Source organism: Rahnella victoriana (genome assembly GCF_021276285.1).
Lineage (GTDB): Bacteria > Pseudomonadota > Gammaproteobacteria > Enterobacterales > Enterobacteriaceae > Rahnella > Rahnella victoriana.
Window position 1 is genome coordinate 3,275,834 of the sequence record NZ_CP089919.1, and the last position, 13,211, is coordinate 3,289,044.

Here is a 13,211-nt window from a genome sequence, read left to right on the forward strand (position 1 = left end):
GCAATCTATTTGGGAGGTGCCTATGCTCAATCAAGAACTTGAACTCAGTCTCAACATGGCTTTCGCAAGAGCCCGTGAGCACCGGCATGAGTTTATGACCGTGGAGCACCTGTTGCTGGCGTTGCTCAGCAACCCTGCTGCCCGTGAAGCGCTTGAAGCTTGTACAGTGGATTTAGTGGCCCTGCGCCAGGAACTGGAAGCCTTCATCGAGCAAACCACACCCACCTTACCTGCCAGTGAAGAAGAACGTGACACCCAGCCTACGCTGAGTTTCCAGCGCGTTCTGCAACGTGCGGTATTCCACGTGCAATCTTCTGGCCGCAGCGAAGTGTCCGGCGCCAATGTTCTGGTCGCGATTTTCAGCGAACAGGAATCTCAGGCCGCCTATCTGCTGCGCAAACATGATGTCAGCCGCCTTGATGTGGTGAACTTTATCTCGCACGGCACCCGGAAAGACGAATCCGGCGGTCAGGCGCAAAACAATGCGGAAAACCCAGTTAACGAAGAACAGTCGGCGGGGGAAGATCGTATGGAGAACTTCACCACTAATCTTAACCAGTTAGCGCGTGTAGGTGGCATCGATCCGCTGATTGGCCGTGACAAAGAACTGGAGCGCGCCATTCAGGTGCTCTGCCGTCGTCGTAAGAATAACCCGCTGCTGGTGGGCGAATCCGGCGTAGGTAAAACCGCGATTGCTGAAGGTCTGGCATGGCGAATCGAGCAGGGCGACGTGCCGGAAGTGATGGCCGACTGCACCCTGTATTCTCTGGATATCGGTTCGTTGCTGGCGGGCACCAAATACCGCGGTGATTTCGAAAAACGTTTCAAATCCCTGCTTAAACAGCTGGAACAGGATAAGAACAGCATCCTGTTTATTGATGAAATCCACACGATTATCGGTGCCGGTGCGGCATCAGGTGGTCAGGTGGACGCGGCAAACCTGATCAAGCCATTGCTGTCGAGCGGGAAAATCCGCGTGATCGGTTCGACGACGTATCAGGAATTCAGCAATATCTTTGAAAAAGACCGTGCCCTGGCACGTCGTTTCCAGAAAATTGATATTACTGAGCCAAGCGTTGAAGAAACGGTTCAGATCATCAACGGCCTGAAAACCAAATACGAAGCGCATCACGATGTGCGTTACACCGCGAAAGCGGTACGTGCGGCGGTTGAGCTGTCGGTCAAATATATTAATGACCGTCATCTGCCGGACAAAGCCATCGATGTGATTGACGAAGCGGGCGCACGCAGCCGGTTGATGCCGGTGAGCAAACGCAAGAAAACCGTTAACGTCAGCGATATCGAAAGCGTGGTCGCGCGTATTGCCCGCATTCCGGAAAAAACCGTGTCTGCGACAGACCGCGATGTGCTGAAAAATCTGGGCGATCGCCTGAAAATGCTGGTCTTCGGACAGGATCCGGCTATCGAAGCACTGACCGAAGCGATCAAAATGAGCCGCGCCGGTCTGGGTCAGGATCACAAGCCTGTCGGTTCATTCCTGTTCGCGGGGCCAACCGGTGTCGGTAAAACCGAAGTGACGGTTCAGCTGGCGAAAGCACTGGATATCGAACTGCTGCGCTTTGATATGTCGGAATACATGGAGCGTCATACGGTCAGCCGTTTGATCGGTGCGCCTCCGGGATACGTTGGTTTTGATCAGGGCGGTTTGCTGACGGATGCGGTGATTAAACATCCTCACGCCGTGGTGCTGCTTGATGAAATCGAGAAGGCGCACCCGGATGTCTTTAACCTGCTGTTGCAGGTGATGGATAACGGTACGCTGACCGATAACAATGGCCGCAAAGCTGATTTCCGTAACGTGATTCTGGTGATGACCACCAACGCCGGTGTGCGTGAAACGGAACGTAAATCGATTGGTCTGGTGCATCAGGATAACAGCCCGGATGCGATGGAAGAGATTAAGCGTACCTTTACGCCGGAATTCCGTAACCGTCTGGACAATGTTATCTGGTTCAACCATCTGTCTACGGAAGTTATCCAGCAGGTTGTCGACAAATTTATCGTCGAACTGCAGGCGCAGCTGGATGCGAAAGGCGTGTCTCTGGAAGTCAGCGACGAAGCCCGTGACTGGCTGACCGTGAAAGGTTATGACCGTGCGATGGGTGCGCGTCCGATGACCCGTACCGTTCAGGAAAACCTGAAAAAACCTCTCGCCAACGAGCTGCTGTTTGGTTCACTGGTGGATGGCGGTTCCGTTTCTGTGGCGCTCGATAAGGCGGCTGACAAGCTCACTTATCACTTCATGAGTGCGCAGAAGAAAAAACCGGAAGGTGCGGTGCATTAATTTTTCATAAAGCATGAAAAAACAAAAGGCGATGTGAAAACATCGCCTTTTTTCTTTCCGAAATTCTTTATTTAATTGCAGTAATTAGTGGGGGATTTCAGAAAGGATAGTGGAACAAATAATGGAACAAACGCCGGATTGCGGATACCACAAAACGCCCTTGCAACAGCAGGAAGGGCGAAGAGGGTATCCTCAGGTATCGCCGGAAAATCAGCGATGAGTGAGCCGCTTATTAACGGCTACGGAAGACAATGCGGCCTTTGCTCAGGTCGTACGGGGTCAGCTCTACAGTGACTTTGTCGCCCGTCAGGATGCGGATGTAGTTCTTACGCATTTTACCGGAGATGTGAGCGGTAACTACGTGTCCGTTTTCTAACTCTACGCGGAACATAGTGTTTGGCAGCGTATCAAGTACGGTGCCTTGCATTTCAATGTTGTCTTCTTTGGCCATCGAATCCTCTAGGTCTAACTACCATAGTTTTTAACCGGCAAGATAATGCCGAAAAACCCACATTATGTAAAGAAGTATGGTCCATGACCGCACCTATTCCCTATCCTTCGGGAACACCGGCAGGTCTTCATCATGTGGGGATAAGTCTTGTGGCAACCAGCAATCCGGTGCTAACGCGCGTTGCGAAAGTTCGGATAACTGCTGCAAAAATTGGCGGCGGGGGATCTCTCTCGCACCCAGCGACGCAGTGTGAGGGTTGAGCACCTGACAGTCAATCAGTTCTCCACCATTGCGGGAAAAATGTTGGCAAAAAAGCATAAGCGCGCACTTTGACGCATTCTCCCGGCGGCTGAACATCGACTCGCCGCAAAATAACTGACCGACAGACACACCGTATAATCCGCCGACCAGTTCATTCCCTTCCCACACTTCGACCGAGTGCGCCCGTCCGGCCTCATGCAATTCCTGATAACCCCGCTGAACCAGCGGGCCGATCCAGGTGCCATCTTCACGTTGCATGGCGCAGGCGCGGATCACCTGCTCAAATTGCTGATTGAGGGTGAAACGAAACGGCATCTTACGCATAAAACGTTTAAGACTGCGGCTGGCGTGTCGCTCCCCGGGAACCAAAATGGCACGCGGGTCAGGTGACCACCAGAGGATCATTTCGCCCGGTTCGAACCAGGGAAAAACACCGTGCTGATACGCGGAAAGCAGGCGGGGAGCCGTGAGATCGCCACCAATAGCCAGCAAGCCATTCGGCTCCTGCAATGCAGTGTCAGGATCCGGAAAATTGACTGAATTGGCCTCAAGCTTCACTAACCGCATAGATCTCCTTATCCGGCGGCACATGTCCGCCGTTAACTCAGAACAACAACATCAGGCGCGGGCGAGAAACCTTGCATAACGGCTCTGTGTCGCGGCTAACGTCTGGTGATCGCCTTGTTCCACAATCTGCCCCTCTTCCATGATGCATATCCTGTCGAGGGCTTCCAGACCGTGCAAACGGTGCGTCACTAAGAGTAGCGTCTTATTCTGACAATGCTTGTGCAGGAGTGCCAAAATATGTTGTTCCGTTTCGGCATCCAGCCCTTCTGTCGGCTCATCAAGCAACCACAGCGGCGCATCATGTAATAACGCACGCGCCAGCCCGATACGGCGTTGCTCGCCGCCGGAAAGCTGACGTCCGCCTTCACCGAGCCAGGCATTCAGCCCTTCGTTTTCTAACAGCACATGCAAATCAACGTCCCGTAATGCCTGCGCCAGCTGTTCATCGCTGCTGTGCGGCGAGGCCATGCGCAGGTTTTCCCGCAACGTGGTGTTAAACACATGCGCGCGCTGGCTGACGACGGTGATCATCTTACGCAGCGTGGCTTCATCGTAATCCGCCACCGGATGGCCATTGATTTCCAGCGTACCGTTGCTGATATCCCAGCCCCGGGTCAGCAGTTGCAGCAGGGTGGATTTGCCACAACCGGTCTGACCGAGCAGGGCGATATGTTCACCGGCACGGACCTCCAGATTAATGTCTTTCAGCACGGGCAAAGGCTGCCCCGGATAGGTGAAATTCACCTTTTTCAGCGACAGGCTGACCTGCTCACCGGCCACCGGTCCCTGAGACGGGAACGTCACATCGGCGGGCTGGTCAATGATCTGACTGACGCGCTGAGCAGAAGCGATAACCTGCCCGAGATGCTGGAAGGCGGCGGCTACCGGCCCCAGTGCTTCAAAGGCAGCCAGCGGGGTGAAGACGAATAAAGCGATAAGCGCACCCGGTTGCGGGAACTGGCTGATCCCCCCGGCGGCCAGCCACAGCATCAGCGTAACGGTCAGACCCGCCGCGGCAATCACCATCGCCTGCGACAAACCGGTCAATTTGGCCTGCTGCTGCTGACGCAGCATCCAGCGCCGTTCGATATCGTCGAGTTGCTGGCGAAAGCGTGGCTGAGCGCCGAACACCACCAGCTCAGACTGGCCTTGCAGCCAGGATGTCAGTTGCATCCGGTAATCGCTGCGCAGCGTCGTCAGTTCACGGCCTGCCGGTTTTCCGGCGCGGTAGAAAATCACCGGCAGAAGCAGCATCAGTACCAGCATGATGGCGCCCAGTGTCAGGGCGAGGGTGACATCCAGGAAACTCAGGCCAAACGTCACCAGAAGGATCACCACCAGCGCACTGACCAGCGGAGAAATAACCCGCAGATACAAGTGATCCAGCGTATCGACGTCGGCAACCAGACGGTTTAGCAGATCCGCCTGACGGAAACGTGCAATGCCCCCCGGCGACAGCGGCATGATTTTGGTGAACGTGAAGACCCGCAAATGTGCCAGCACGCGGAATGTTGCATCGTGGCTGACCAGACGCTCGGCGTAACGGCCTGCGGTTCGGAAAATCGCCGCGCCGCGCACACCGGCAGCGGGCAGCATGTAGTTGAAACTGTATAAACCGGCGATACCGGCCACGGCAGAGGCCGCCAGGAACCAGCCGGAAAGTGTCAGCAGGCCGATGCTCGCCATCAAGGTGACGATGGCCAGAATGACGCCCAGTGAGAGACGGAACCAGTGGCGGCGGTACAGGGCGAGATAAGGCAAAAGCGTTTTCATGATTACAGCTCCTTATTCCGCTGGGAAAGCAGGCTGGTGAATAATCCGTTCTGAGCCACCAGTTGCGCAAATGTGCCACGCTCAGCGATCAGGCCCTTATCCATCACCCAGATTTCGTCGTAGTCCCGCGTATCTTCCAGCTGATGCGTCACCAGCAACGAAGTCTGTGCTTTTGACGCTTCATTCAGCGCGCTCATCACGCGTTTTTCGCTGTGAGCATCAAGGCTGGCGGTAGGCTCATCGAGCAGTAAAAGACTGCACGGCGAGAGCAGGGCACGGGCAACGGCGACGCGTTGCGCCTGACCGATGGATAACCGTGCGGCGCTGTCGCCGACTTCCGTTTCCAGCCCCTGTGGTAACAGCGGCAGAAATTCATTCACATAGGCGCGGTCGATGGCGGACTGAAGTTGTTCCTCACTGACATCCGGCTGATTCAGCAGAATATTGGCGCGCAGGGTTTGTTCGGGCAGATGCGGGTTCTGACCGACCCAGCTCAGTTGCTTTCGCCATTCGTTATTGCGCAATGATTTCAGATCTGTGCCGCTGGCGGTGAGAGAACCCTGATAAGGCAGGAAGCCGAGCAGGGCGTTGAGCAGAGAGCTTTTTCCCGCACCGCTCAGGCCGACAATCGCGATACGTTGTCCGGTCTGCACATCAAACGTTAACGGACCGGCCAGTGTTTTGCCCTGCGGCGACTGAATAATCAGGTCGCGGGCTTGCAGTTCCACCGCCTTTCCGGCAGGCCAGTGCTGTTCACCTTCGCCCATATCGGCAGTTTCGGCACTCAGGAACGTGACCAGGCTTTCTGCGGCGCCGACCGCCTGCGCTTTAGCGTGATAAAACGCGCCCAGATCGCGCAGAGGCTGGAAAAACTCAGGAGCCAGTATCAGCACCAGAAAACCGGCAAACAACGTCACAGGGGTACCGTAGCTGCCAAAATTCAGTTCGCCGAGATAAGAGAAACCGAAATACACCGCGACTACCGCAATGGAGATAGATGCGAAGAACTCCAGCACGGCGGAAGATAAAAACGCCAGACGCAGGACATCCATCGTGCGGGCGCGGAAATGTTCAGTGGAACGTGTAATCTGGTCGATTTCCGCAGTACCGCGATGGAAAAGACGAAGCGTATCGAGACCGCGCAGGCTGTCGAGGAAATTGCCGCTGAGACGCGCCAGCGCCACAAAGTTACGACGGTTGGCATCCGCGGCACCCATCCCGACCAGCGCCATAAACAGCGGGATCAGCGGAGCGGTCACCAGCAAAATCAGACCGGCAGCCCAGTTGATCGGGAAGACGCTGACCAGGATCAGCAGCGGAATAATGCCCGCCAGCGCAATCTGCGGCAGATAGCGGGAATAGTAATCCTGCATATCTTCGATTTGTTCAAGAATGATGCTGGCCCAGCTGCCCGCCGGTTTGCCCCGGATCCATGCAGGCCCCAGTTTTTCCAGACGATCCAGCACCAGTTTGCGCATTTCCTGGCGGATAATGCGTCCGCAAATAAAGCCCACCTGTTCCCGCAGCCAGGTCACGACGGCACGCAGCACAAAGGTCAGCGCCATTAACAGGAAGCTTTGCAGCAGGGCATCACGGGAGGTGTGTTCGATGATCAGGCTGTGCAGTAATCCGGCCATCAGCCAGGCCTGAGCCAGAATCAGCAGGCCGGAAAGTAAACCCAGCATCATAGACAGACGGATCCAGCCTTTGGCGCGGGAACTTTGTTGTTTTAACCAGCGGATAAGTTCTTGTTGTCGTGTTTTGTTCATCAGGCTTCAGTCTGTGCAGCAATCCGGATGGGAGGGCGCTTATGTTACATGCTCAGACCGCAAACTGAAAATATGAAAAAGGCGGCAATTACGCCGCCTCTTTTTAAGGGCAAACAGAAGGGGAGATACTTACAAATCCGGTGCTTGCGATAAACCGTCCAGATAGCGTTCGGCATCCAGCGCGGCCATACAACCGGTACCGGCTGAGGTGATCGCCTGACGGTAAATATGGTCCATGACATCGCCTGCGGCGAAAACACCGGGAATGCTGGTTTGTGTCGCATTGCCGTGGGAACCGGACTGCACTTTGATGTAGCCGTCTTTCAGTTCCAGCTGACCTTCGAAAATGCCGGTGTTCGGGCTGTGACCGATGGCAATGAACACCCCCGCCACATCAACCTGAGATTTCTCGTCAGTGCGCACATCCATCAGGCTCGCGCCGGTCACACCCATCTGATCACCGACCACTTCGTTCAGGGTCTTGTGGGTATGCAGAACGATATTGCCGCTGGCGACTTTGTCATTCAGACGGTCAACCAAAATCTTTTCTGCGCGGAAGCTGTCACGGCGGTGGATCAGGTGCACTTCAGAGGCGATATTGGCCAGATAAAGGGCTTCTTCAACAGCGGTATTGCCGCCGCCGACAACCGCGACTTTCTGGTTACGGTAGAAGAATCCGTCGCAGGTTGCACAGGCAGAAACACCACGGCCTTTGAAGGCTTCTTCAGAAGGCAGGCCGATATAACGAGCTGACGCGCCGGTGGCGATAATCAGTGCGTCGCAGGTGTATTCCCCGCTGTCACCGGTCAGGCGGAACGGACGGTTCTGCAAATCGACTTTGTTGATATGGTCGAAAATGATCTCAGTATTAAATTTGGTGGCATGCTCGTGCATACGGTCCATTAAGCCCGGACCGGTCAAACCTTCCGGATCGCCCGGCCAGTTTTCCACTTCGGTGGTGGTGGTCAGCTGACCGCCTTTTTCCACACCCGTGATCAATACCGGATTTAAGTTTGCGCGCGCTGCGTAAACCGCTGCGGTATAACCCGCCGGACCGGAACCCAAAATCAATAACTTACTGTGTTTAACCGTACTCATGCGTAATTCATCTCCGCGGTGGCGACAAGCGATAGACCGATTGTAGGGAAAACGGCGCAGTAAAAAAAGCAAACTCAGATGTTGTTAACGATTTGTCTGATAGTTTTTACTGCGCAACCGGCGTAAAAAGGGGCCTGTCCAATTCGATGAAGCAGGTAACTGTTTGATGGGTAGGGTGAAAAAGCAGCGTATCGGAAGCGGTGCGCGGTAAAAGTTGTTCATCAGATCGCGTTAATTAAGTCCTATATCTCGGTGGTTAGCAGGGATTTGGCTGAAATAACGGGTGAGATGCGTTGTTATTGTTCAAAGAGAAAACATAGCTAAAAAGGGGGCGTCCGCTTTTCAATCTGGCACGTTCTTCTGATTTTGCTTCTTTTACTTTGACAATCCGCTGTGCATTTGCGAAAACATCAGGGGAAGAAGAAATTAACTGCCTGTCTGTGACTTGAATTTATGCAAATGGCTGCTACCCGACCCGTTCTGGTGTTGCTTTTTGCTGTTTTTGTTGCTGCAGGGTTTAGTGAATCAGGTTGGTAGTTGACAACCTATTAATTTCGCAGGGTTATTTCTTTTGAGTATCCGCTTTACGGCCGTGTTCCTTTTGACAGGGGATCAACGCGGCTTTTGGATGCGTAAACCTAAATAATCGGGTCTTCGCTTGGGACAACCCTTAGACATTGAAGTTGGCTGGGGTATGGCAGGTGCAGGGAAGGACAGCAGAGAGACAATAATAATGGTAGACAACAAAAAACGTCCGGGAAAAGATCTCGACCGTATTGACCGTAACATCCTCAACGAATTGCAAAAGGATGGCCGGATTTCAAACGTCGAGCTTTCCAAACGTGTGGGATTATCTCCGACTCCATGTCTGGAGCGCGTTCGTCGTCTCGAACGTCAGGGCTTCATCAATGGTTATACCGCATTGCTCAACCCGCATTATCTGGATGCATCGTTGCTGGTATTTGTTGAGATTACCCTCAACCGCGGTGCCCCGGATGTATTTGAGCAGTTCAATGCGGCAGTGCAAAAACTCGAAGATATTCAGGAGTGTCATTTGGTTTCAGGGGATTTCGACTACCTGTTGAAAACCCGCGTACCTGATATGTCTGCTTACCGTAAGCTGTTAGGTGAGACTTTACTTCGTCTTCCGGGCGTTAACGACACCCGCACCTACGTGGTGATGGAAGAAGTGAAACAGACAAATCGCCTGGTCATTAAGACCCGGTAATTGTCAGGTGCAAAACCTTGTCATTTTAGCTACACTCCTGTGTATCTATACAGCTATGGCGCCGGGGTCAACTCTCGGCGCTGTTGCTTTTTCTCAGTTCACAGGAACCTGGAGAGCCTTTCTTGAGCCAGGAATATACAGAAGATAAAGAAGTTACCCTGAAAAAACTGAGCAATGGCCGCCGTCTTCTGGAGGCTTTGCTGGTTGTGGTAGCGATTTTTGCTGCTTATTTGATGGCAGCACTGGTGAGTTTTAACCCATCGGATCCAAGCTGGTCTCAGACCGCCTGGCATGGGCCAATTCATAACTGGGGCGGTGGTGTGGGTGCCTGGATGGCCGACACGCTGTTCTTCATTTTTGGCGTATTTGGTTACGCGATCCCACCTATTATCCTGTGTCTTTGCTGGGCGGCTTTCCGTCAGCGAGATCAACAGGATTTCGTCGATTATTTTGCCCTTTCGCTGCGCCTCATCGGGACGCTGGCGCTGATTGTCACGTCTTGTGGGCTTGCGGCCGTCAACGTGGACGACCTGTATTACTTCGCGTCGGGCGGTGTGATCGGCAGTCTGTTGAGCACGGCGATGACGCCGTACTTCAACAATGTCGGCGCTACGCTGGTGCTGCTGTGCGTCTGGGCCGCCGGTCTGACCTTATTTACCGGCTGGTCATGGCTGACCATCGCCGAGAAAATTGGCGGTGCGGTGTTGGGCGTGACCAACATTGTGACTAACCGCTCCCGTCGTGATGATGATTATGATTACGACGAACAGGACGATCCGTTACTGGAAGACGATGAACAGCAACCGGTGGCGAAAGTGGCACCGGTGGCAGCAGCGGCAACCGCCACGGCAGCGGTTTCTTCCGCACAAGCCGACGACGATGATGTGCTGTTTTCTGCTCCTTCCGTCAATGAACCTGCGGTTCCGGCTGTTGCAGCCACAGCCCCTGTGGCTGAGCCTGCACCGGCGGTCGGCGAACCTGCACCGGCGGCCAATCCTTATGCCGCTGAGCCGCCGGTCGCGAATATTGCTCCGCCGCCAGCCCCTGCTCCGGCAACGCCACCGTTGTACAGTTTTGAAATTCCGGAAGAAACGCCGGTGCCACGTCATCCGCAACCCGTTCAGCAATCGCCGTCTCCGGCACCTGCTGAACGTCGTGATGAAGACGGTCCGAGCCTCGGCAACTGGCAAACGGCGGTGGAACATTCGCGTTCACCGTTTGATTTCAGTGCTGCCGTTCCTGATGCTGCGCAGGCTGCCAGCGTGGCTGCAACCGCCGCACTGGCCACCGGGCTGGCGCAGGCAGGGCAGTCGGCCGCGACTTCTGCGGGCGCTACGTTTATGCCTGCGTTCAGCGCCGTGAGCGATGAAAATCCTCAGGTGAAAAAAGGCTTCGGCCCTGAATTGCCGCGTCCAAACCCGGTGCGTATTCCTACCCGTCGTGAGCTGGCTTCCTATGGCATCAAGTTGCCATCTCAGCGTATGGCAGAACAGCAGGAACAGGCGCAGTCGGCCGCACAGCAAGATGCGGAAGAAAATGTCTGGCATAACGATCCGCTGGCGCAAGCCGATGAAGAAGCGAGACAGGAAGCCGCATTGCAGCAGGCGTTTGCCGCTCAGCAGCAGGAACGTTATGGCGATGCTGTGACGGAAGATGAGCCGGATGCAGAAGCGGCCTTGCAGGAAGCCGAATTGCGCAATGCGTTTGCTGCGCGTGAGCAAGCCCACTATCAGCAGGATGTCGAGCCGCAAAGCGGTGTGGTGCAACATCATCATTCGCAAAACCAGCAGACAGAATTGCCTGCTGCGGCGGCTGATAATTTTGCCGCCGCCGCGATGAAACTCAGCCAGCATGATGCATTCAGCTTCTCGCCGATGGCGGATCTGGTGGATGACACGCCTTCTGAGCCGTTGTTTACCTTGCCGGCACAAGCGGAAGAAGAACCGCAACCTGCGACCTTTGCTCAGCAACCTTATCAGCGTGCGGTTTCTGAACCCGTGCAACACGCACAGGAATATGAAGCGCCACGTCAGTCTTCGCCATCGGCTCAGCCGGATATGGACAGCCTGATCCACCCGTTCCTGATGCGTAATGAGCAGCCGCTGGTGAAACCGACCACGCCGTTGCCGTCACTGGATTTGCTGACTTCGCCGCCGGCGGAAGCGGAACCTGTTGACGAGTTCGCGCTGGAACAGATGGGCAATCTGATCGAAGCGCGTCTGAACGATTACCGCATTAAAGCGGATGTCGTCGGGAAATTGCCGGGGCCGGTCATCACGCGTTTCGAACTGGATCTGGCACCGGGCGTCAAAGCGGCGCGCATTTCTAACCTTTCCCGTGACCTTGCGCGTTCGCTGTCTGCCGTGGCGGTACGTGTTGTCGAAGTGATCCCGGGCAAACCGTACGTCGGGCTGGAATTGCCGAACAAGAAGCGCCAGACCGTGTATCTGCGGGAAGTGCTGGACTGCGCGAAATTTAAAGAAAGTACGTCGCCGCTGACCATTGTGTTAGGGAAAGATATTTCGGGTGAACCTGTTATCGCCGATCTGGCGAAAATGCCTCACCTGCTGGTGGCCGGTACCACCGGCTCCGGTAAGTCCGTCGGCGTTAACGCCATGATCCTGAGTATGCTGTACAAGTCCAAACCGGAAGATGTGCGCTTCATCATGATCGACCCGAAAATGCTTGAATTGTCGGTGTATGAAGGCATCCCGCATCTGCTGACCGAAGTGGTTACCGATATGAAAGACGCCGCCAATGCGCTGCGCTGGTGTGTCGGTGAAATGGAACGTCGCTACAAGCTGATGTCGGCATTGGGCGTACGTAACCTTGCCGGTTACAACGAACGGGTTCTGGAAGCGGAAGCGATGGGGCGTCCTATCCCTGATCCATTCTGGAAACCGGGCGATGGTATGGCGGCTGAACCACCGTATCTGCAGAAAGAACCGTTTATCGTGGTGATGGTCGATGAGTTTGCCGACCTGATGATGACCGTCGGTAAAAAAGTGGAAGAGCTGATTGCGCGTCTGGCCCAGAAAGCCCGCGCAGCCGGTATTCACCTGGTTCTGGCGACGCAGCGTCCTTCGGTCGATGTGATTACCGGCCTGATTAAAGCCAACATCCCGACCCGTATTGCCTTTACCGTGTCGAGTAAAATTGACTCCCGTACCATTCTGGATCAGGGGGGCGCAGAATCGCTGCTGGGGATGGGGGATATGCTGTATATGGCACCTAACTCCTCGATTCCGGTGCGTGTTCACGGTGCCTTCGTCCGCGATCAGGAAGTGCATGCGGTCGTTCAGGACTGGAAAGCGCGAGGCCGTCCAAAATACATCGAAAGCATTGTTTCCGGTGGTGAAGATGGCGAGGGCGGTGGTTTAGGTCTGGATGGTGATGAAGAGCTTGATCCGCTGTTTGATCAGGCGGTGGCGTTCGTGGTTGATAAACGTCGTGCGTCCATTTCAGGCGTTCAGCGTCAGTTCCGTATCGGATACAACCGGGCGGCACGCATCGTTGAACAAATGGAAGCGCAGGGCATTGTCAGTACGCCGGGCCATAACGGTAACCGTGAAGTGCTGGCTCCGCCGTCGCACGAATAAAACCATACTGAACGGACTGTATTTTGTTAAGAAGGGTCGCGAATGCGGCCCTTGTGCAAAGATGCGTAAAACTATTGTTTTTCAGATGAATGAGCTACCGCCGGGGCGTTGTCTCGGATAGAGTTCGCACCATACGTCTTTTGCCTGTGTAAAAGGCATC

The 13,211-nt window shown here is 54.7% G+C and carries 8 protein-coding genes; 3 read left to right on the top strand and 5 right to left on the bottom strand.

Annotation, left to right across the window (positions count from 1 at the left end; translation table 11 throughout):
- Positions 1 to 22 precede the first annotated feature (22 nt).
- Positions 23 to 2,305: an ATP-dependent Clp protease ATP-binding subunit ClpA gene (gene clpA / locus J9880_RS15140; protein ID WP_095922667.1), complete on the top strand. Its 2,283-nt coding sequence runs from the start codon at positions 23 to 25 to the stop codon at positions 2,303 to 2,305.
- A gap of 232 nt (positions 2,306 to 2,537) precedes the next feature.
- Here clpA and infA read toward each other — a convergent pair whose 3' ends face one another.
- The 5 genes from infA to trxB form a co-directional block, all read right to left on the bottom strand.
- Positions 2,538 to 2,756, bottom strand: coding sequence for a translation initiation factor IF-1 (gene infA / locus J9880_RS15145; protein ID WP_002211347.1), 219 nt, complete (start codon positions 2,754 to 2,756; stop codon positions 2,538 to 2,540).
- Positions 2,757 to 2,849: 93 nt separating this feature from the next.
- Positions 2,850 to 3,584 carry a leucyl/phenylalanyl-tRNA--protein transferase gene (gene aat, locus J9880_RS15150; protein ID WP_095922666.1) on the bottom strand — a complete coding sequence of 245 codons (735 nt, stop codon included), beginning with the start codon at positions 3,582 to 3,584 and terminating at the stop codon, positions 2,850 to 2,852.
- 51 nt (positions 3,585 to 3,635) lie between these two features.
- Positions 3,636 to 5,357: a heme ABC transporter ATP-binding protein/permease CydC gene (gene cydC / locus J9880_RS15155; RefSeq protein WP_232769549.1), complete on the bottom strand. Its 1,722-nt coding sequence runs from the start codon at positions 5,355 to 5,357 to the stop codon at positions 3,636 to 3,638.
- Positions 5,358 to 5,359: 2 nt separating this feature from the next.
- Positions 5,360 to 7,126 carry a heme ABC transporter permease/ATP-binding protein CydD gene (cydD, locus tag J9880_RS15160; RefSeq protein ID WP_119822213.1) on the bottom strand — a complete coding sequence of 589 codons (1,767 nt, stop codon included), beginning with the start codon at positions 7,124 to 7,126 and terminating at the stop codon, positions 5,360 to 5,362.
- 129 nt (positions 7,127 to 7,255) lie between these two features.
- Positions 7,256 to 8,224, bottom strand: a complete 969-nt coding sequence (gene trxB / locus J9880_RS15165) for a thioredoxin-disulfide reductase (RefSeq protein WP_119822214.1) — start codon at positions 8,222 to 8,224, stop codon at positions 7,256 to 7,258.
- 733 nt (positions 8,225 to 8,957) lie between these two features.
- Here trxB and lrp point away from each other — a divergent pair.
- A complete protein-coding gene (gene lrp / locus J9880_RS15170) occupies positions 8,958 to 9,452 on the top strand; it encodes a leucine-responsive transcriptional regulator Lrp (protein WP_013574775.1) in 495 nt (164 codons plus the stop codon).
- A 122-nt stretch (positions 9,453 to 9,574) separates the two neighbouring features.
- Positions 9,575 to 13,051 carry a DNA translocase FtsK 4TM domain-containing protein gene (locus J9880_RS15175; RefSeq protein ID WP_232769550.1) on the top strand — a complete coding sequence of 1,159 codons (3,477 nt, stop codon included), beginning with the start codon at positions 9,575 to 9,577 and terminating at the stop codon, positions 13,049 to 13,051.
- The last annotated feature ends 160 nt before the right edge of the window (positions 13,052 to 13,211 follow it).

Excerpts from the sequence above, each read along its gene's own strand:
- aat (WP_095922666.1), bottom strand. The coding sequence starts at position 3,584 with ATGCGGTTAGTGAAGCTTGAGGCCAATTCAGTCAATTTTCCGGATCCT.
- cydC (WP_232769549.1), bottom strand. The coding sequence starts at position 5,357 with ATGAAAACGCTTTTGCCTTATCTCGCCCTGTACCGCCGCCACTGGTTC.
- clpA (WP_095922667.1), top strand. The coding sequence starts at position 23 with ATGCTCAATCAAGAACTTGAACTCAGTCTCAACATGGCTTTCGCAAGA.
- trxB (WP_119822214.1), bottom strand. The coding sequence starts at position 8,224 with ATGAGTACGGTTAAACACAGTAAGTTATTGATTTTGGGTTCCGGTCCG.
- cydD (WP_119822213.1), bottom strand. The coding sequence starts at position 7,126 with ATGAACAAAACACGACAACAAGAACTTATCCGCTGGTTAAAACAACAA.
- infA (WP_002211347.1), bottom strand. The coding sequence starts at position 2,756 with ATGGCCAAAGAAGACAACATTGAAATGCAAGGCACCGTACTTGATACG.
- lrp (WP_013574775.1), top strand. The coding sequence starts at position 8,958 with ATGGTAGACAACAAAAAACGTCCGGGAAAAGATCTCGACCGTATTGAC.